Origin of the sequence: Flavobacterium sp. UBA7682 (genome assembly GCF_002482945.1) — a bacterium.
Classification (GTDB): domain Bacteria; phylum Bacteroidota; class Bacteroidia; order Flavobacteriales; family Flavobacteriaceae; genus Flavobacterium.
Genome location: NZ_DLGY01000025.1, coordinates 265 through 20,759, shown reverse-complemented (window position 1 = coordinate 20,759; position 20,495 = coordinate 265). Strand labels below are relative to the sequence as shown.

The 20,495-nt window shown below is 37.3% G+C and carries 22 protein-coding genes and 1 pseudogene; 9 read left to right on the top strand and 14 right to left on the bottom strand.

Annotated elements, in window-relative coordinates; all coding sequences use genetic code 11:
* Window positions 1-94 precede the first annotated feature (94 nt).
* The gene (gene lpdA, locus B3C16_RS06145) at window positions 95-1,498 is read left to right on the top strand and encodes a dihydrolipoyl dehydrogenase (RefSeq protein WP_121314039.1); all 1,404 of its coding nucleotides are present in this window, start codon (window positions 95-97) and stop codon (window positions 1,496-1,498) included.
* A 67-nt stretch (window positions 1,499-1,565) separates the two neighbouring features.
* On the opposite strand, the gene B3C16_RS06140 is transcribed toward lpdA, so the two are convergent.
* The 7 genes from B3C16_RS06140 to B3C16_RS06110 all read right to left on the bottom strand — a co-directional run bounded on the left by B3C16_RS06140 (window position 1,566) and on the right by B3C16_RS06110 (window position 5,758).
* On the bottom strand, window positions 1,566-1,985 hold the full coding sequence (locus B3C16_RS06140) for an arsenate reductase ArsC (RefSeq protein ID WP_291129891.1): 420 nt from the start codon (window positions 1,983-1,985) through the stop codon (window positions 1,566-1,568).
* A gap of 3 nt (window positions 1,986-1,988) precedes the next feature.
* Window positions 1,989-2,600 carry a class I SAM-dependent methyltransferase gene (locus B3C16_RS06135; RefSeq protein WP_291129888.1) on the bottom strand — a complete coding sequence of 204 codons (612 nt, stop codon included), beginning with the start codon at window positions 2,598-2,600 and terminating at the stop codon, window positions 1,989-1,991.
* A gap of 4 nt (window positions 2,601-2,604) precedes the next feature.
* Window positions 2,605-3,645: an ACR3 family arsenite efflux transporter gene (gene arsB / locus B3C16_RS06130; protein WP_291129885.1), complete on the bottom strand. Its 1,041-nt coding sequence runs from the start codon at window positions 3,643-3,645 to the stop codon at window positions 2,605-2,607.
* Between the two features lie 33 nt (window positions 3,646-3,678).
* Complete coding sequence (locus B3C16_RS06125; RefSeq protein ID WP_121314042.1) at window positions 3,679-4,137, bottom strand: DinB family protein; 459 nt, start codon at window positions 4,135-4,137, stop codon at window positions 3,679-3,681.
* 10 nt (window positions 4,138-4,147) lie between these two features.
* Complete coding sequence (locus tag B3C16_RS06120; protein ID WP_291129882.1) at window positions 4,148-4,756, bottom strand: protein-tyrosine-phosphatase; 609 nt, start codon at window positions 4,754-4,756, stop codon at window positions 4,148-4,150.
* An 85-nt stretch (window positions 4,757-4,841) separates the two neighbouring features.
* On the bottom strand, window positions 4,842-5,318 hold the full coding sequence (locus B3C16_RS06115) for a DUF6428 family protein (protein WP_291129879.1): 477 nt from the start codon (window positions 5,316-5,318) through the stop codon (window positions 4,842-4,844).
* Window positions 5,319-5,434: 116 nt separating this feature from the next.
* On the bottom strand, window positions 5,435-5,758 hold the full coding sequence (locus tag B3C16_RS06110; RefSeq protein WP_121314045.1) for an ArsR/SmtB family transcription factor: 324 nt from the start codon (window positions 5,756-5,758) through the stop codon (window positions 5,435-5,437).
* Window positions 5,759-5,904: 146 nt separating this feature from the next.
* Between B3C16_RS06110 and tpx the strand changes: the two genes are divergently transcribed.
* The 6 genes and pseudogenes from tpx (at window position 5,905) to ribB (ending at window position 12,978) form a co-directional block, all read left to right on the top strand.
* Complete coding sequence (gene tpx, locus B3C16_RS06105) at window positions 5,905-6,402, top strand: thiol peroxidase (protein WP_121314046.1); 498 nt, start codon at window positions 5,905-5,907, stop codon at window positions 6,400-6,402.
* A gap of 8 nt (window positions 6,403-6,410) precedes the next feature.
* On the top strand, window positions 6,411-6,785 hold the full coding sequence (locus B3C16_RS06100) for a diacylglycerol kinase family protein (protein ID WP_121314047.1): 375 nt from the start codon (window positions 6,411-6,413) through the stop codon (window positions 6,783-6,785).
* Window positions 6,786-6,918: 133 nt separating this feature from the next.
* On the top strand, window positions 6,919-9,300 hold the full coding sequence (locus B3C16_RS06095) for a DNA translocase FtsK (protein WP_414655257.1): 2,382 nt from the start codon (window positions 6,919-6,921) through the stop codon (window positions 9,298-9,300).
* Between the two features lies 1 nt (window position 9,301).
* The gene (locus B3C16_RS06090; protein WP_291129870.1) at window positions 9,302-9,943 is read left to right on the top strand and encodes a LolA family protein; all 642 of its coding nucleotides are present in this window, start codon (window positions 9,302-9,304) and stop codon (window positions 9,941-9,943) included.
* A 6-nt stretch (window positions 9,944-9,949) separates the two neighbouring features.
* A pseudogene (locus B3C16_RS06085) lies at window positions 9,950-11,359 on the top strand (LptF/LptG family permease); the annotation flags it as partial.
* Between the two features lie 476 nt (window positions 11,360-11,835).
* Window positions 11,836-12,978 (top strand): 3,4-dihydroxy-2-butanone-4-phosphate synthase, encoded by a 1,143-nt coding sequence (gene ribB / locus B3C16_RS06080; RefSeq protein WP_121314051.1) that lies wholly within the window; start codon window positions 11,836-11,838, stop codon window positions 12,976-12,978.
* Window positions 12,979-13,131: 153 nt separating this feature from the next.
* Here the strand turns inward: ribB and B3C16_RS06075 are convergent, their stop codons facing one another.
* A complete protein-coding gene (locus B3C16_RS06075) occupies window positions 13,132-13,449 on the bottom strand; it encodes a nuclear transport factor 2 family protein (RefSeq protein WP_199717168.1) in 318 nt (105 codons plus the stop codon).
* Between the two features lie 23 nt (window positions 13,450-13,472).
* Entirely contained in the window at window positions 13,473-14,267 is a 795-nt protein-coding gene (locus tag B3C16_RS06070; RefSeq protein WP_291129865.1) for an SDR family oxidoreductase, read from the bottom strand.
* 123 nt (window positions 14,268-14,390) lie between these two features.
* Here B3C16_RS06070 and B3C16_RS06065 point away from each other — a divergent pair, with 123 nt between their 5' ends.
* Window positions 14,391-14,738 carry a winged helix-turn-helix transcriptional regulator gene (locus B3C16_RS06065; protein WP_121314054.1) on the top strand — a complete coding sequence of 116 codons (348 nt, stop codon included), beginning with the start codon at window positions 14,391-14,393 and terminating at the stop codon, window positions 14,736-14,738.
* Between the two features lie 152 nt (window positions 14,739-14,890).
* Here the strand turns inward: B3C16_RS06065 and B3C16_RS06060 are convergent, their stop codons facing one another.
* The 5 genes from B3C16_RS06060 to B3C16_RS06040 form a co-directional block, all read right to left on the bottom strand.
* Window positions 14,891-15,799 carry an alpha/beta fold hydrolase gene (locus tag B3C16_RS06060; RefSeq protein WP_121314055.1) on the bottom strand — a complete coding sequence of 303 codons (909 nt, stop codon included), beginning with the start codon at window positions 15,797-15,799 and terminating at the stop codon, window positions 14,891-14,893.
* Window positions 15,800-15,905: 106 nt separating this feature from the next.
* Entirely contained in the window at window positions 15,906-16,727 is an 822-nt protein-coding gene (locus tag B3C16_RS06055) for an alpha/beta fold hydrolase (protein WP_291129860.1), read from the bottom strand.
* A 183-nt stretch (window positions 16,728-16,910) separates the two neighbouring features.
* Window positions 16,911-17,735: a helix-turn-helix domain-containing protein gene (locus tag B3C16_RS06050; RefSeq protein ID WP_291129858.1), complete on the bottom strand. Its 825-nt coding sequence runs from the start codon at window positions 17,733-17,735 to the stop codon at window positions 16,911-16,913.
* A 119-nt stretch (window positions 17,736-17,854) separates the two neighbouring features.
* Window positions 17,855-18,253 carry a ribonuclease E inhibitor RraB gene (locus B3C16_RS06045; protein WP_291129855.1) on the bottom strand — a complete coding sequence of 133 codons (399 nt, stop codon included), beginning with the start codon at window positions 18,251-18,253 and terminating at the stop codon, window positions 17,855-17,857.
* Between the two features lie 231 nt (window positions 18,254-18,484).
* Window positions 18,485-19,324, bottom strand: coding sequence for a T9SS type A sorting domain-containing protein (locus tag B3C16_RS06040; RefSeq protein ID WP_291129852.1), 840 nt, complete (start codon window positions 19,322-19,324; stop codon window positions 18,485-18,487).
* Between the two features lie 226 nt (window positions 19,325-19,550).
* Here B3C16_RS06040 and B3C16_RS06035 point away from each other — a divergent pair.
* The coding region (locus B3C16_RS06035; RefSeq protein WP_291129850.1) for a hypothetical protein at window positions 19,551-20,495 on the top strand (945 nt) is incomplete at its 3' end.

Sequence of the window (20,495 nt, the reverse complement as noted above, 5' to 3'; positions counted from 1 at the left end):
ATTGCAAATTTGCCATTGTCATTGATATGGGCATTGAGATTTAATTCGTAATTTTGTGCCACAGTAAACAAAACACACTAATTTTTATAGTATTATGAGTTCATTTGACGTTGTCATCATAGGTTCAGGTCCGGGCGGATATGTTTCAGCTATCCGTTGTGCCCAATTAGGTTTCAAAACCGCCATCATTGAAAAATATGCTACTTTAGGAGGAACTTGCTTAAATGTAGGTTGTATTCCGTCTAAAGCACTTTTAGCTTCTTCTCATCATTACCAAGAATTGCAACACTTTGCGGATCACGGCATCGAGGTTTCGGGCGAAGTAAAAGTCAATTTAGAAAAAATGATTGCCCGCAAACAAGCAGTGGTTGACCAAACTTCCGGCGGCGTGAAGTTCTTAATGGACAAAAACAAAATCACCGTTTTCGAAGGATTAGGTTCTTTTGAAGATGCCACTCACGTTAAAGTAACCAAAGCCGACGGTTCAACTGAAATAATCGAAGGAAAAAATATCGTAATCGCAACCGGTTCAAAACCGTCTTCGTTGCCATTCATCAAAATCGACAAAGAAAGAATCATCACTTCTACCGAAGCCTTGAAATTGCCTGAAGTACCGAAACACTTAATCATCATTGGTGGCGGCGTTATTGGCATCGAATTAGGACAAGTCTATTTAAGATTAGGCGCACAAGTTTCTGTGGTAGAATATTTAGACCGAATCATTCCAGGTATGGATGCCGGTTTGTCTAAAGAATTGACCAAAGTCTTGAAAAAACAAGGCATGAAATTCTATACTTCTCACAAAGTGAAAGAGGTAACCCGAAAAGGTAAAAACGTAACCGTTCAAGCCGATGATGCTAAAGGAAATACGGTAACTTTTGAAGGCGATTATTGCTTAGTAGCCGTTGGTCGTCGTCCTTATACTGACGGATTAAATGCTGATAAAGCCGGTGTAAAAGTAACGGAAAGAGGTATGATTGAAGTCAATGACCATTTACAAACGAATGTTCCAAATATCTATGCGATTGGTGATGTAGTTCGTGGTGCCATGTTGGCTCACAAAGCCGAAGAAGAAGGTACTTTGGTGGCTGAAATTATGGCGGGACAAAAACCACACATCGATTACAACTTAATTCCGGGTGTAGTTTACACTTGGCCTGAAGTAGCAGCTGTTGGTAAAACCGAAGAGCAATTAAAAGAAGCCGGAGTGGCTTACAAAGCCGGAAGTTTCCCTTTCAAAGCGTTAGGAAGAGCTCGTGCCAGTGCAGACAACGATGGTTTTGTTAAAATTTTGGCAGACGCTAAAACTGACGAAGTTTTAGGAATCCACATGATTGGTGCCCGTTGTGCCGATTTGATTGCTGAAGCCGTAACCGCCATGGAATTCAGAGCCAGTGCCGAAGATATTTCACGTATGTCACATGCGCATCCAACTTTTGCAGAAGCTATAAAAGAAGCTGCTTTAGCCGCTACGGATAACAGAGCATTACACGTGTAATCAGATTTTTAGATCGTTAGATTATTAGACCATAAAAAACGTCCCGATGATTTCGGGACGTTTTCATTTATAGATTATGGGTTGCAACAAAGTCTTTACAATAGTCTTTAATCATTTCTCTTACCCTTCTAAATTCTTCAATAACTTCCATCGTAGAACCTTTCACTTTCGACGGATCGGGAAAATTATAGTGCAACTTTACCGCTTGCGTTGGAAAAAACGGACAACGTTCTTTGGCATTGTCACAAACGGTAATCACATAATCAAAAGGAATTTCGAAATATTCCTCCACATGATTAGAAGTGTGTTTCGAAATATCAACACCGTCTTCTTTCATAATAGCTAATGCCAAAGCATTTACACCATGCGTTTCCACTCCGGCGGAATACACGGTTACTTTATCCGAATCGGTGAAATGCGCCAAATAACCATGCGCCATTTGGCTTCGACAACTATTGCCTGTACATAAAACTAGTATATTTTTCATACATTATTTTCTTTTAAATCCGCAAAAAAGGAAGTCTTGGATTGTATCAAAAGGCGTTTGATGCGCTTCGGTAAAGCATCCGCTTAATTCAAAATCTCTTTCAAAGACGAAACGTAAACTTTCCATATTGTATTGGGAAATCTCCAAACCACTGCATTTTTTCGGACCAGCATCAGAGAAAGTACCCATAAAAAGCTTTCCGTCATTGGCTACAGCCTGACTAACAATCTTAGAATATTTTTCTACTTCATTGGCTTTAGTCAAAAAGTGAAAGCAAGCACGGTCATGCCAAATATCATATTGTTCCTTAGGCATAAAATCCAAAATATCTGAAACGATAAAAGTGACTTTTGAAGCTCTATCACCTAACCTACTTTTGATTCTTTCAATGGCTTTTGCCGAAATATCAAGCAAAGTCAAATTGGTAAAACCTAAATCCAGCAAAGCATCCATCAAATAACTGTCGCCACCACCAATATCGATGATTCTAGCTTCCAAAGGCAAATGCAAAGCTGTGATAAAATCAACGGAAGTTTTAGGATACTTTTGGTACCAACTCACTTCCATTTCGGTTTTAGTGGAAAACACATTCTCCCAATGTTCTTTTCTTTCCATAAATTTAAACGGTTGTGGTGAAATATTTTTTTCTAAGCCAAAAGGCCACATTGACCAAAATGATTAATGCCGGTACTTCCACCAACGGACCAATTACGCCTGCAAAAGCTTGTCCACTATTGATACCGAAAACACCTATAGAAACCGCAATCGCCAACTCGAAATTATTTCCCGAAGCGGTAAACGATAAAGCTGTCGCATCACGGTAATTGGCACCAATCTTTTTCGACACAAAAAACATCAAAAAGAACATAACGGTAAAAAAGATTACTAACGGAATAGCGATTCGAACCACATCCATCGGCAAATCGACTATCATTTCGCCTTTCAAACTGAACATAATGACAATGGTGAATAATAACGCAATCAAAGTAATCGGTGAAACGAAAGGAATGAATTTTTGGTTAAACCATTTGTCGCCTATAAATTTCTTAATCGCATACCGACTGATAACCGCTAAAGCAAAAGGAATACCGAGGTAAATCCCAACCGTTTTGGCTATTTCGGCTATGGTGATATTTAGTTCCAGTCCTTTAATCCCAAACAAAGGCAACATGATTTCCAAGTAAAAATAAGCATACAAACTAAAAAAACAAACTTGCAGCAAACTGTTAATCCCAATCAAGCCTGCGGTTAATTCGCGATTGCCTTCGGCCAATTCGTTCCAAACAATCACCATCGCAATACAAGGCGCAATCCCTATGATGATTAGTCCGGTCATGTATTCGGGATAATCTTTCAAGAAAAAAGTCGCCAATAAAAACATCAAGAACGGCCCGACTAGCCAAGTGATAAAAAAGGAAGCCGTAAGCAATTTAGGCTGCTTGAACATTTGCGGCACTTTCGAAAAATCGATTTTGGTTAATGGCGGATACATCATCAAGATCAACCCAATCGCCAAAGGAACATTGGTTGTTCCCGAAGAAAACGAGTTGATAAAATCAGCTGAATTTGGAATAAAATAGCCAATTCCAACGCCGACTAACATTGCTAAAAAAATCCACAATGTTAAAAATCGATCTAAAAAAGTAAGTCTTTTTTTCATAGTAAAATTTCTTATCTACAGTACATTTATCATTTATTGACTACTGCCATATTTAATTGTAATGGCCATTTGTCCGGCGTGGTATGCGGTGTGTGAAACAATTCTCCCAAAAGCTTCTGCTTTAGTTTTTATCCCAAACTCCTTGGTCTCAATTTTCACTTCCCAATCTTCTTCCTTTTGTTGTTCCACTATTTTCTTCAAAGTTTCAAAAGAATAATCAACAAAGGCGTTGAGTGCATCCAGATCTGTCCATTCACCGGTGTCTTTCTTTTCAATCACTGTTTTGGCAACCACTTTTGCCTCTTCAGAGCCAAAAACATTTTTAGCAAAAAGCAATTCAACCTCTCCAATATGTCTAATTAAAAAACCAACACTATTCTTTGCCGGAGGTAATTTTTTAACCAAATCCAATTCGGTTAAAGTTGCCAATTGATTGGTAAATCGGGTTCTGGACTCCATCCACAATTGAAGTAAGGTTGCAGTTGTTGACATAATCAAAATATTAATTTATTTGAGAAAACACATAATACATCTCACTCGCAATTTGCAAACTGCGTTCCGTATATTTTTCATCCATCAAATCGGTTCCGTCAAAGGCTTTTGGATCATCATATTTTATAGGGAATCGGGCTTCTGCACCAAAAACCATCGGACAACCTTCGTCGGCATTATTACACGTCATGATAGCGCCAAAATGGGTTTTCGGATTGAATTCATCAAAATACGTTTTTGAAAAACAAACTATCGGATGCTGATTTACATCGAATTTGACGGCGTATACCGGATTTTGTTCCTGACTCAATTTTTGAATTTCAAATCCTTCATTAGTCAAAGTTTCAACCACTTTAGGAAACATAGCCGTAGCTTCGGTTCCGCCCGAATAGCAAAATACATTTTGAATTCCGAAATGAAACGCCATCACTTGAGCCCAAATTTGGGACAAATGACTTCTGCGGGAATTGTGTGTGCAAATGAAATTTAAACGAATTTCACTTTGGCTATTGACTTTAGTCTGAATATAATCCACTAAGGGATTTAAAACATCCTTTCTTTCATTTGGAACCGGAATTTCAGTGATGGTTTTGATCGTTTTTGATAAATTTTCAAACATATGATTAAATTTAACCGCAAAGAATGCAAAGGTTTACGCAGAGTTCGCTAAGACTTTTATTAGATTTTTCGTAATATTATTCTAACTAACAACAACCCGAATCAGGTGTACAACATGAAGCTTCTTTTGGTTTCCACTCGCCTATTTTGACTTTTAATTTTTCCGGTGGAATGCCACAATGGTCTTTCGCCAAACAATCGGTCATTTTGGATCTTAATTGGAAATTAGTCCCGTCAAAATCTAAACTGAATTTACCGATAGTGTCTTTCATTTGGTACTCCACTTCGATTTCTAAATCGGGGATTTGAAGTTTTGCTTCTGACAATTCAATAATGTGAACCAACTTCTCCGGATGCAATCTGTGGTCATAATCATTGGCTTCCCAAAGTTGGAAATTCACCACTTCTTCCTTTCGAATTACGCCACCGCAATCGATAAAATGTTTGGTCACTTTGCCCACTTCAGTTACGTGGAAATGACTGGGAACCAACTCGCCGTTTGGCAATTGGAAAGCTATAGTTGACAAGCTTTTTAGTTCGCTTTTAATTTCTGAGAGTTTCATAATTAGATTGTTTGACTTATTAGATTGTTTGACTTATTAGATTGTTAGACTTATTAGATTTTTAGAAGGAAAATCTTTTCCCTTTTCCCTTTTCCCTCTTCCCCTTTCCATCCTATTCAACAACATTTATTTTTTAATTTGTGGCGAATCACACCAAAATGGTTTTCAATTTTATCAATAGTATCCGGGTTAATGCAATAGCAAATGGCGGTTCCTTCGATAGTGCCTTTGATGATATTGGCGTTTTTTAATTCTTTTAGATGCTGGGAAATGGTTGGCTGTGCCAATGGCAATTCGTTGACAATATCGCCACAAATACAACTATCTACCGTTAATAAATAATCCACAATGGCTATTCGCGCCGGATGCGACAAAGCTTTGAATAAGGTGGCCATTTCGTTTTGTTCAATAGAAAAAGATTCTGTTTTTGATGCGCCCATGGTTTATTTAAATTATTATATTGCAATATTACGATAAAACAATAATAAGAACCAAACATTTCCTGAAGAATTTAACAAATCATAATTCGCAAATCCTGAATCCTAAATATTTTCACTACTTTTGGCATTCAAAAAAACGCAAATAAATGGCAACAATTACTTTGGGTGGAAATCCAATAAACACCAATGGCGAATTACCAACAACAGGTTCAAAAGCCCCTGAATTTCAATTAGTAACACAAGATTTAAGCATCACTACGCTAGCCGATTTTGCCGGAAGCAAAGTTGTTTTAAACATATTCCCAAGCATTGACACCAATACTTGCGCTACTTCAGTACGAACGTTTAATGCCAAAGCGAGTACTTTAGCAAACACCAAAGTATTGTGCATTTCGCGCGATTTGCCTTTTGCCCAAAAACGTTTTTGCGGTGCGGAAGGTTTAGACAACGTAATCAACCTTTCTGATTTCAACACCGGAAACTTTGGTAAAGCATATGGTTTGGAAATCGTTGATGGCGCTTTCTCAGGCTTACACGCAAGAGCTGTAATTGTAATTGACGAAAACGGAACAGTAACCCATACCGAATTGGTTGCCGAAATTGCCAACGAACCTAACTACGAATCCGCTTTAGCAGCGCTATAAATAAGATTATGGCATTCGAAAAAGACAATTCCTTCATCACCGGAAGATTAAAAAGCGTTGGTTATGCGGTCAAAGGTGCCCTCAAACTTATCACTACGGAACACAGTGTGATGGTGCAATTTACTCTGGCCATCATTATGATTATAGCCGGATTTTATTTTGAGATTGACCGTTATGAATGGATGATGCAAATATTGGCTTTTGGGTTAGTGTTAGGCATTGAAAGTTTGAATACAGCCGTGGAGAAAATAGCCGACTTTGTGCATCCTGAGTTTCATGACCGAATTGGTTTTATCAAAGATATTGCCGCCGGTGCCGTAATGTTTGCTGCCTTAGCTGCAATAGCGATAGGTTTGCTCATTTATGTTCCAAAATTTTTATAAATAGTCGATTAAATTTCTATTTTTATAGCGTTATACTTAACTAATGGCAAAAACAGTAAAAAAAGAGACTAAAGCAAAAGAGAAAGATCCAAATCTGGAACTTAAAATACTCAAGACTAAAAAGCAATACAGAATGCTGTTTGGTTTTGTATTGGTCTTACTCTCTATCGCCTTTTTGGTTTCCTTCATTTCTTTCTTTTTACATGGTCAAGCCGACCAAAGTGCTGTTAATGCTATAACAGATCGAAACGAACCGGTGAAAAACTGGTTGGGTAAATTCGGCGCTTACTTAGCCGATTTATTTATCTACCGTGGTTTTGGTATCGCTTCCTTCCTATTCGTAAAGCTATTCTTTTTGAGCGGTGCTTTCCTGGTATTGGATTTACCGGTTAAAAAGCTAAAAAATACTTGGTTTTGGGATTTGTTTGCCCTAGTGGTATTGTCCATCCTATTTGGTTTCTTTGCCTATACTTTACCGGAATTAGGCGGAACGATTGGTTTTGAAATGAATTTATTCCTTCAGGATTATATCGGAAAGACCGGAACCGGATTGGTGTTGGTTTTCTCCATCATTATTTATCTCATCTTTAAAATAAAAATATCTCCGGATGCGATTAAGTCTTTCTTCGAAAAGAAACACAAAGACATCAAAGAAGATTTAAGCAGTATTGTAGGTTCCAATGACAAAGGTGTCGATTACAACTTAGAAGAATTTGCCGTAAATGACACGGAAGAAGAGCCAATCGAAGAGCCAACGCTCAAACCTTCTCAATTTGAAATCAATAAAGAAGCGTTGAAACCAACGATTGAAAATGCTTCTGAAATCAATTTGGAACCAACCATTAAAATGGCGGTTACGTCTACTCCGGTAGAACCGGTTTATGTAGAGCCTGTAAAGCAAATCATAGAAACCAATGACGAAGCTTTTACCATTGAAAAAGCAGCGGATGAAGATGTAATGGAAGAAAATTTGGCTGCAAAATTAGTAGCCGATTTTGGTTTGTTTGACCCAACCTTAGAATTGTCCAACTATAAATTCCCAACGATTGACTTGCTTAAAGAATACGCTTCCGTAGGCATTACCATCAATCAGGAAGAATTGGAAGAAAATAAAAACCGAATTGTAGAAACGCTTCGCAACTATAAAATCGATATTGCCCAAATCAAAGCGACGGTTGGACCATCGGTAACACTTTATGAAATCGTACCCGAAGCCGGAATCCGTATTTCAAAAATAAAAAGTTTGGAAGACGATATTGCGTTATCGCTTTCTGCCTTAGGAATTCGTATCATCGCGCCTATTCCGGGGAAAGGAACCATCGGGATTGAAGTACCGAATAAGAATCCGACTATGGTACCAATGAAGAGTGTAATCTCTTCGGCTAAGTTCCAAGAAGCGGAAATGGAATTGCCTATCGCTTTAGGAAAAACCATTTCGAATGAAACCTTTGTGGTCGATTTAGCTAAAATGCCGCACCTTTTGATGGCCGGAGCAACCGGACAAGGAAAATCGGTTGGATTGAATGCGGTACTGACTTCATTATTATACAAAAAACATCCTGCGGAAGTAAAATTTGTTTTGGTCGACCCAAAGAAAGTAGAGCTTACCTTATTTAATAAGATAGAACGTCATTATCTGGCTAAATTACCCGATACCGAGGACGCGATTATCACCGATAACAACAAAGTAATCAATACACTGAATTCGCTTTGTTTGGAAATGGACAATCGCTATTCGTTACTGAAAGACGCCATGGTGCGTAACATCAAAGAATACAACGAAAAGTTCAAAGGCCGAAAATTGAATCCGGAGAACGGTCACCGTTTCTTGCCTTATATCGTTTTGGTGGTCGATGAGTTTGCCGATTTGATTATGACCGCCGGTAAAGAAGTAGAAACCCCTATTGCCCGTTTGGCTCAATTAGCCCGTGCGATTGGAATTCACTTGATTATCGCAACGCAAAGACCTTCGGTAAACGTAATTACCGGTATGATTAAAGCCAATTTTCCGGCGCGTATTGCTTTTAGAGTAACATCTAAAATTGACTCGAGAACCATCTTAGATTCCGGTGGTGCCGACCAATTAATAGGTCGTGGCGATTTATTGTTCTCAAACGGAAATGATTTAGTGCGTGTACAATGTGCTTTTGTAGATACGCCTGAAGTAGAAAAGATTGTAGATTACATAGGTTCTCAAAAAGCTTATGCCAGCGCTTATTTGTTACCGGAGTACGTTGGTGAAGACGGTAGCAGCGTGAATTTGGAGTTTGACATCTCCGAAAGAGACAGCATGTTTAGAGAAGCTGCCGAAATAATCGTGACTGCCCAACAAGGTTCGGCATCATTATTGCAAAGAAAATTGAAACTGGGTTACAACCGTGCTGGAAGACTGATAGATCAGCTCGAAGCCGCGGGAATTGTAGGGCCATTTGAAGGAAGTAAAGCGCGTAGTGTCAACATTCCCGACTTGACTTCGTTAGACCAATTTTTTAGCAATGAACAAAATAACCATTAAAATGAACAAATTACTATCTATTGCATTATTACTATTCATTAGTTTTACTACTAATGCACAAGATAAAAAAGCCAAAGACTTGCTCGACCAAGTTACCGCTAAGGTAAAAACCTATAAAAATATCTCCATTGATTTTAAATACACCCTTTACAACAGTAAAGAAAACATCAACAAAGAAAGCAAAGGCAATTTGGTGTTGGAAGGCAACAAATATGTGTTAAACTTTTTAGGCGTGACCAAAATATATGATGGCAAAAAAAGCTACACCATCGTTCCCGAAGACGAAGAAGTAACGATTTCGAGCGTGAATGACAAAGACGAAAATGCTATTACGCCTTCTAAAATGCTTACCTTTTTCAATAGTGGTTACAAATATTATTGGGATATTCTTCAAGATGTAAAAGGCCGTAAAATTCAGTATATCAAATTGGTACCTATCAACTCCAAAGACCAACGCAAAGAAGTGCTATTGGGCATCGATTCCCAAACCAAAAACATCTACAATGTGATTGAAATGGGCAAAAACGGAACTAAAACTACGCTTACTGTTAATTCTTTTAAAACCAACCAACCTTTATCAAAAAATCAGTTTACCTTTGTGCCGAGTAAATATCCAAATTACTACATCAACAAAATAGATTAAGCTCGGGTGAAAATACTTGACAGGTACTTATTAAAATCTTTCCTGATTACATTTACTACGGTATTTGTAATCTTGTTTTTTATATTCGTATTGCAAGTAGTTTGGCTCTTCATTTCCGAATTGGCCGGAAAAGACTTAGACATCTTTATGATTCTTAAGTTCTTACTTTTCAAAATGCCAAGTATCATTCCTTTAGTTTTACCGCTTTCTGTGTTATTGGCTTCTATCATGACTTTTGGTAGCTTGGCCGAGAACTATGAGTTTGCCGCCATGAAATCATCCGGAATCTCTCTGCAACGGGCGATGCGAAGTCTAACGGTTTTTATCCTGCTGTTGAGTATCGTTGCGTTTTTCTTTGCCAATAACGTCATTCCTTTTGCCGAATATAAGTTCATTAACTTCCGAAGAAACATTGCTCAGGTTAAGCCCGCTATGGCTATAGCCGAAGGACAGTTTAGTGAAGTTGGGAGCTATAACATTAAAGTCGAAAAGAAATCGGGAGAAAACGGCAAATACCTTAGCGGCGTAACCATTCACAAAAAATCGACTTTGGGTTCGGCAAGTAATACGGTGATCAAAGCTAAAAAAGGCGAATTGGTCAGTAGCGAAGATTCGAACACCTTGAAGTTGATTCTCAAAGATGGTAACTATTACGAAGACATCGTCCCAAAGAAGTATGAAGAACGCAATAAACTGCCTTTTGCCAAAAGTGAATTTCAGCGCTATGTCATCAATATCGATTTATCTAAATTGAACAGTTCCAGTTTAGAAGAAGAGAAAATCACCAACACCAATACCATGTTGAACGTTGGAGAATTGAAATACACACTCGACTCTCTTCAAAAAAATTATAAAAAAGACATTATCTCTTATACCGAAAACATCAACCAGCGGGCGAATATGACTGCGGTTGACATTAATAGGGATTCCGTTGCGCCAACGCTTAATAACACTGATCTGTTAAGAACCTATTCCAAAAGCGATAAAAGCCAAATTCTGAAAGTCGCCAGCAGCAATGTGGATGGCATTAACTTTTCGTTGGAAACTTCAAAATATGAAATGCAGGACAAACAGAAAAACATCAACCAACACTGGATTGCGTTGTATGACAAGTTTGTGATTGCCTATGCATGTTTGCTAATGTTCTTTATCGGCGCACCACTCGGAGCGATTATTCGCAAAGGTGGTTTAGGATTGCCAATTGTATTTGCCATACTTATTTTTATCATCTTCCACTTCATTAATACCTTTGGCAAAAAAGTAGCACAACAAGATGAAATCTCTCCTTTCTTAGGTTGTTGGATGTCGTCTTTTGTCTTGACGCCTTTTGCTATTTTGTTAACCAAAAGAGCGACGGATGACAAAGGCTTTAGTATGAACTTTGATTGGTTGACCAATTTCTTCAACCGTATCTTTCCTGATAAAACTCAGCCGGTACCGGTAGCCTCAACCTTAACCCCTGATTTGGCTATTGATGCTGAAGAAGTACAGCAGTATTTGAATACTTTACCGGAAGATAGCATGCCGCAGACTATAATTGAAGAAAAAGTACGACCTACTGATAATCGTACTATCGAATCAATAACCAAACAATACCACTTGTTTAGTTTGATTGCTTTAGTGAGTAATATACTTTTGATTGCGGTTTTCTTTTGGGGCAAACCCGATACTTTAATCATGATAATTATGGCGGCGGTAATCGCTGTTTCGCTATTCTTTAGTGTATATAAATCACAACAAGCTTTAACTACTTTAGGCATTCGTGCCGATAAAAACATTGACATTCCACTTTTTGTACTCCTATTGGCAGGGTTTCCTTTTTACTTCCTGTTCTATGGTTACAATAGGCTTTTAGTCAACCAACTTATTTCAGAATCTAACACTACTGTCTAATGGACACAACCACTACAACAAAAATCCAACTCAACACTATAGAAGAAGCCATTGAAGACATTCGCCAAGGCAAAATAATTATCGTTGTTGATGATGAAGACCGTGAAAATGAAGGCGATTTTTTGGCAGCAGCCGAAAAAGTAACTCCGGAGATGATCAACTTCATGGCCACTCACGGACGCGGATTAATTTGCGCCCCACTAACCGAACGTCGTTGTAACGAATTGGAACTACACTCGATGGTGAAGAACAACACCGACCACATGGAAACTGCCTTTACGGTTTCGGTCGATTTAAAAGGTCACGGTGTTACCACGGGAATTTCTGCAGCCGATAGGGCTAAAACTATATTGGCTTTAGTGAATGAAGAGACCAAACCCCATGATTTAGCACGTCCGGGACACATTTTTCCTTTAACCGCTAAGCAAGGAGGTGTTTTGAGAAGAACTGGCCATACTGAAGCGGCTATCGACTTTGCAAGACTTGCCGGCTTCAAACCTGCTGGTGTGATTGTGGAGATTATGAATGAAGACGGCAGCATGGCGCGTTTACCGGAATTGGTAGAAGTAGCTAAGAAATTTGATTTGAAATTGGTTTCTATAGAAGATTTGGTAGCCTACAGAATGCAACACGATAGTCTGATTGTAAAGAAAGAAGACTTTGACATAGAAACCCGTTTTGGTTCGTTCCGCATGAGAGCTTATCAGCAAACGACAAACAAACAAGTACACTTGGCTTTGACCAAAGGCAGTTGGAATGCCGGAGAACCTATCTTAACACGTATAATTTCGACCCAAGCCAATAACGATATCCTGAATAGCTTAACCGATTGTCCGGATAAAAAACTAGACGATGTATTCAACAGAATCATCCAAGAAAACAAAGGAGCGGTATTGTTCATTAACCAAGAAAAAGACTCTTCAGACTTATTAAATAGGCTAACCGAATTAAAACAATTACAAGCCGAAGGCATTTTAAAAGCCCCACAAATCAAAATGGACATCAAAGACTTTGGTATCGGTGCACAAATATTGCACGATATTGATATCGCGAAGATTCGATTAATCTCTAATACTACCCAAACCAAGCGTGTCGGGATGATTGGGTATGGATTGGAGATTACAGAATATGTGGCTTATTAAACATACTTTTTGATATAAAAATGATAAGCTAATTTTTATACAGCTTTTATTTAATTTCATTACAGACCTGATTCAATCCAATAACATTAAGAGCTGATGAATAAACATCAGCTCTTAATGTTATAAATTTTGATTATTAATTGTAATTATTTATCAGATAATCTTCAGCGATTGAATATGTTGGTCTTTAAATTCAAATTGATACGTCAACACAAGTGGACTTCCCGGAAAGGTTCCTGAAATTTGTGCTTTCAAGGTCTTCTTAATTTCGGAATATTCAAGAGGTTTCATTACGACTTGATATCCTTTATTGGCTTTATCAATCCATCTTTCGATTTCTTTTCTGCCTTTGTGTGTATTTCCTTCATCAAATACGACAGCCATTTCAGAAAAACAATTGGCATAAGCCATACTGTCAAAATTATCTTGTGCTTTTACAAGGTCGACAATTACTTTAGGTAAATTTTTCATATTCATTAAAATTATGTTGATTATTAAACTGTTGGTATTGTTCCACCGTCTATTACAAACTCGGTTCCGGTTAAGTAGTTAGCCCTTGGCGAAACTAAAAAACCGACAAATTCTGCAATTTCTTCCGGTTCTGCCGGACGGCCTATTGGAATTCCGCCCAAAGCATCCATAACACTTTGAGTTGCCTGTTCAATGGTTGTGTTTGAACTTTCAGCAATTCGCTCCATCATTGCTTTTGAGGCTTTAGTATTTATCCAACCCGGTGAAACCGTCAATACACGAATGCCTTTGGAAGCAACCTCGTTCGATAAACCCTTACTGTAATTAATTAAACCTGCTTTTGCTGCAGCATATGACAATGTGGAATCATATAAAGGTAATTTGCCCTGAATGGAAGCGATGTGAATAATCACACCTCTTTTCTGTGCTATCATTTGTGGCAGAAAACCACGGTCTAAACGAACAGGTGCCAGCAAATTACTTTGAAGAGTCTGCAACCAATCTTCGTCATTCAAAACGGAAAACCCACCGCCTTTTGTTTCAGAACCACCCAAATTGTTTACTAAAATGTCTAATGTGCCAAATTTGGTAAGTACTTCCTTAACTACTTTTTTTGTACCTAATGGAATAGTCAAATCAGCCGCAATAAAATGCAGTTTTTCATTGGGTTCGTCCGGAAAGTTTCTTGCTGTGATGATTACTGTTGCACCTGCCGCTAAAAGTCTTTCTGCAATGGCTTTTCCTGAACCTTTTGTGCCTCCGGTTACCAAAGCAATTTTTCCGGATAATTCGTTGTTAAAATTAAAATCGTGTTTCATTGTTTACTTTTTTGTACAAAATTCAGTTATATATGAATATCAGTCAATTACGGAAATACGATTCACATAGGGATAAATTTCTCCCCTATTGCTCAATTTGGTACATTGAACTAAATTTGTTTTATGAAAGAAAGAAAAATTCCTTTGAACTTAAATTGTGGTCTTGACTTGATTGGCGAAGTGCTTTATGGCAAATGGAAAATTCGTTTGCTGTGGTTTATAAATGAAGGTCATAAACGCCCAAGTGAACTTCAACGTAAAATTCCTGATGCATCTCGACGCGTATTAAATATTCAGTTGAAAGAATTGGAAGAACATGAATTAGTTACAAAAATCATTTATCCTGTTGTTCCTCCTAAAGTTGAATATTCATTAACCGATTTTGGAGCAACTTTAATTCCAGTGATTTCAGCTTTGGGCAATTGGGGTGATGAAAATGAAGAACGGTTGAGAACTCTTATTATGAAATAGAGTTGAAAATTAATTATCTTGGCTTATTAAGATTATGAAGTAATGAAAGTTAAGTATTGACTATTTAGAATACCACCTTTAATAAAACGAAAACACATGAAGTTGATTTTTTTCTTCGTGTGTTTTCGTTTCTTAGTATTAAGCTAACTAAATTATTGTTTGGCAAATTTCTCTAACTCTGTATTGAATTTCTCCATTTCTTCCACAAATAAGGCGTGTCCGCTATTTTCAAATTGAATGATGAAAGAGTTTTTAATTCCTTTATGGAGTTCTTCTGCAAATGCAAATGGACATAATTTGTCTTGAGTGCCGTGGAATATGGCCACCGGAATTTTAATTTTTGATAGTTCCGGACGTAAATCAAGGTCCAATAAGGCTTTTATCGATTCCGTGATAGCATAGGGAGAAGCTTCTAGGTTGATACTTTCCAACCATTTTTCTACATTTTTAGAAATAGTACCTTCTTTCGCAGGAAAAGCACTGCCAAATCCGGCAATTAAATCTTGTCTTGCGGTCATGGTTTGTGTGATTAATCCACTTGCATCTGCCTCTGAAATGCCATGAGGAGCGCCGGCTCTTTTTTTCCAAGAAGGTGCAGCTGCACCAAATAATGCCAGTTTACTAACATGTGCCGAGTCATATTTTGTTACATAATGAATCACAACTGCACCACCCATTGAAAAACCACCCATCACGGCATTTTGAATTTTCAGTTTTTCCAAAACTACTTTAATGTCGTCCGAGAAAACATCAAAATCATAACGCCCATAAGGCTTGTCTGATTTTCCAAAACCTCTCAAGGTAATCCCAATAACCCTGAAGCCTTTACGACTTAAATATTGGTACTGATACTCATACATGGCGTCACTTAATGGCCAACCATGAATTAAAACGATGGGCTGGCCTTCGCCAAGGTCGGTTACGTGAAGTTTTACGCCTTTTTCTACTTCAATATATTCTGCTCTACCTAAAGAAGCAGGTGTTCTTTTTTCTTGTGAAAACGATACATTATTAGTTAATAATGTTGTAAATAATCCGATGGTTAAAATTAAATTTTTCATGCTTTTAAATTTTAAATTGTTACTATTAATTTGATGAAGCAAAGTTGAAGCGAAAAGACTAACTATTCAATGGACGCTTTCCGCTTTACATTGCACTTTTTCCTTGTTATGCATTGATAAATTCCAAAATATCTTTATTGATAGTAGCGGCTTCTGTAGTTGGCATACCATGAGAGAAGCCCGGATAGACGATTAACTTACCATTTTGCAATAATTCGGCAGCTTTAACAGCCGTAGTTTCATAAGGTACAATCTGGTCGTCATCTCCATGTAATACGAGTACTGGTATCGTCACACTTTTCAAGTCTTCTGTAAAATCAGTTTCAGAAAACACTTCAATACAATCATATTGAGCTTTAATGCCTCCCATCATTCCTTGTCTCCACCAATTGTCTTGTATTCCTTTATTAATTTCAACACCCTCACGGTTGTATCCAAAGAAAGGAATCGTGATGTCTTGGTAAAATTGGGCTCTGTTGTGTTGTGTATTATAACGAATGTCATCAAACACAGCTAATGGCACACCATTTGGATTTTTTTCATCAGCAATCATATACGGAGTGATGGCACTAATTAGAACTACTTTGGCCACTCGGCCTTTTCCGTATTGTGCGGCGTATCGAATAGCTTCTCCGCCTCCGGTTGAATGACCAACATGTATAACATTTTTCAAATCTAAGAAGGCTACTAATTCAGCCACATCTGCTGCATAGGTGTTCATGTCATTGCCTAGGAAAGTATGAGTTGAACGACCATGCCCGCGCCTGTCATGGGCGATGACTCTAAACCCTTTTTCTAAGAAAAACATCATTTGGGCATCCCAATCGTCTGATGATAATGGCCAACCGTGGTGAAAGAAAATAGGTTGTCCGGTTCCTAAATCTTTGAAATAAATTTCTGTTCCGTCTTTTACTGTAAACTTGTTCATGATTTTTATATTTAAATGTTAGTAATAATTTGATGAAGCAAAGTTGCAGCAAATCACAAAGGGCAACAATGGACGGATTTCGCTTTGCATTGCACTTTTTTCCTTTAATACAAAATCACTACTTAAATAGAAAAAGCCCGACAATAATGCCGAGCCTTACTTGTACTCATGTAGTCTATTTATTTAGAATTGCTTTCTAAAAGAAACCGGAGACAAACCGGTATGCTTAGTAAAAAAACGAATAAAATAAGCATCATCTTCATAATTCAAACTATAGGCTATTTCTTTTACGGTCATTTTAGTATGCGCCAAAAGGCGTTTACTTTCCAGTATAATTCGATCTTTGATAATGTCGTTGGGAGTGCTTTTACTAATTAAACTTATCTTTTTGCTTAGATTTTTTGGGGTTACAAACAACAATTCGGCATAATCCGCAACAGTGTGATGGGTTTTATAATGTTGCTCCACCAATTTACTGAACCTTCTTAAAAACTGAACGTCAGCATGTTGGGAATTATCGAACAATTGGTGTTGTTGTTTCCAAATTCGGGTTGACTTGAGTATAATCAGTTTTAGTAATATTCGGAGCATTTCTTCTGTATTTGCATCCTCATTTATCATTTCTGCTTTGATTTCTTGAATGATAATTTGGACGTCCTTAGATTGATTTTCATCAAGATTAATAAAAGGAATTTCAAAAACATTGTTGTACAGTATCCCATCGCAAGCCACTTCTTGATCGTGAATTTCTATACAATAAAAATCCCTGTTGAAATAGATTAATTGACCATTAATTGTTTCGCAAGGTTTGATAATCACTTTTGGATTGATAAACAAAAGTGCATCGGTTTTCATATTGAATTCTTGAAAATCTACCTGAATAGTAGCTCCACTTGGAATGAATAGAATTTTTATGTGTTCAGCTATTGAAGTGGGTGTGGTTTCTTCCATAGCTTTTTTACTGAATTCAATATTCCCGAATTGTTTGTATGAAAACTCTTTTAGCATAATTTCAATCAGTGATGTTTTTTTTATGAGTTATTTAGTTGAAAGAGGGTCCGGTTATCTTTAAACAATGTCAGTATATTCAAGGCTTTACAATAGTATTAGATGAATAGGTTACTTTTTCAAGTAGTAGTGATTTCCCATTCTTCAAAATTACAGTCGTACTCATAGCCAAGCTCACACATCTCTATAGCCCACTTTCGCAACACTTCGTGCATCATTCTGATATGAGTAGTCTGCCCTTTGATTGTATGAACCTTTTTATCGCTGGCTGACATTTTACCGTCGACAATATAACCCAAATTTTGTAATGCTTTGGTCAGCGATTGTGCTTTTTCAAAAGTATCGGTAAAAAAAATGTAATCAATTTTGAGTTCGTCTTCTTCTTCCACATTTACTTCACGCAGCCGAACCAACGTTTCTATAGCCAGATGCGATTGCCTTCCACGATTGGTTGAAAAATCAATTTCTGAAACGAACTGCTTTTTTTGCTTGGGTTTTAAAATACGAAAGATTTCCATTTTGCTTTGGTTTTAACGGAACAAACTTAAATAAATATAATGTATGCTCTGCGCCCCGAGTGAAAACTTAACATTGGAAAAAATAGCTACGAAAATTGTTATACCATAACCTCGTATTGATGTTCTAATTAGTATCGAAAAGTCTCGGCGTATAAAAAACCGGGAATGGAAATGAAAAACCCCAAAGTAATCTTTGGGGCCTTCTTGTCAAAAAACTAATTATACTCAATATTATTTTTTTACTATATATTTTGTTTTATTTCCTTTACTAGTGGTTGCTTTTACTAAATATATACCGCTTGGGATTGTTGAAAAATCAATTTTTTCTATAGTATATTCAGAGTTATTACTTAAAACTAACTGTCCCGTTAAAGTATAGACTTTAACTGAAATAATAGATTCTTCTGATGAAAGATTCAAAATGTCTTTTACAGGATTAGGATAGAAACTTAGTTTGGATAACTCAACTCCCTCAATTCCTAAAGCGTTATTTACTTGTCCATTAAATGTAAAATCATTAATGCTTGAAGTTCCGGTTGCTCCTGTTGCACCATATCCATATATACGAAATGTAATGGGGTTTGTGACATTTTGAAAACCAGCACCGGAAAGTAATACTGTTTCTGAAGAAGCTGTTGTACCAGAAGATGCTATATACTGAATAGTTGTAGCATAATTATCAATACTAGACCTTACGGAAAAAGAAGCAGGTCCTGTAGTTGATCGCTGTAAAGTAAAGTCTAAACCAACAAAATTAATTTTGTAGCCTGAATTTGGTGTTAGGGTAAATGTAAAATAATCATCTGAGTCAATATCTGCAGCCGAAGTCCAACCTTTTGCATTATATCTTCCTGAACCTGCATTACCAGAAATACCTGAACCTCTGCCAATACCAGTGACAGTAATATTGGCATCCTTAACATCTCCTATAATGTAAGGATTAAAGTTAAAAGGTGAACTATCGTTTATAGGATTTGTCCAAATTGACTGACTATAAGTTTGGTTTGCTGAGATGAAAATGATAAGAAATAAGGCAACCATTAAAAGATTGCGATGTAGAGTTTTTATCATTGCTAATAGATTTTAGTATTCTACAACAAATATCAGAATCGACTGTTAATGCTTTATGACCTGAATATTATATTATCACATCAACTACTATGATTCACATTAATTTAAAGTATACATTGAAAGTCTGAAAAATTAAAAAATAGCTATTCTGTAACGAATTGATAACGGTCAGTTAAAGTAGAAGTGCCTTCCGAAACGTAAGTTTGTAGGTTCTTAAAATTTAACAATGATATTGAATAAAAAAATTAACCGTATTGCCTTTATGGCAATTATTACCCTTTTATCATTTCACAATGGATATTCACAATGTTTTGAAATAGAAAATATCCTGGTAGATGCTTGTGGAGGGCAGGAAGGGCTGAATGAAATGGTTCGATTTAAAGTCGGTTCAACTAATTTAAATACAAGCAACCTTTCAGTTATCTGGCCAAATAATCCATGGCAGGGGTTGGTTCAGAACAGCACAACAGCGTTAAAAACAGCAGCGTTAAATGGAGATATTCTTGACGCTGGAGGATGCGGTCAATTAATAGAACCTACTGGAGGAGTTCTCCCGGCAAATGCTACAGTAATTATGGTAACAAGCTTTAATCTTGACACCGCATTGAATACATTCGGGGCTCTTACCCAGAATATTTATATACTATATCAAAATAATCCAGCTACTACATCAGGTCATTTTGCAAACTCAGGAGCTGGTGTAAGAGCGCTTACTATATCGTTTGGAGCATGTACCGATGCCGTATCATATGACCGAGCATTATTGACTGATGTTAACGGAGCAACAACCGCTGCTGATGGAGCTACAGTTACATTTACTCCCGCAGGTATAGCTTCCTATGTAAATTATGGTTGTTCAGCACCTGTTGATCCTTTTACTGTCGAAGCTGGAACTCAATCTGGAACTGTATGCCCTAATGATGTAATTGCCTTAAACGGAAATGCTCAAGGATACCAAACTATAAGTTGGTCAGCTCTTTCAGGGACTTTTAGCAATCCTAATAGCTTAAATCCTAATTATACTTTAGCTCCGGGAGCTATCGGAACAGTTGTTTTAACACTTACAGCAACCAATATTTGTGGCGTTACAATAACCGATACAGTAACTATTACTATTTCAAATACCATCACGCCAAATTTCACGACACCGATTGCCGTTTGTGCCTCAGCT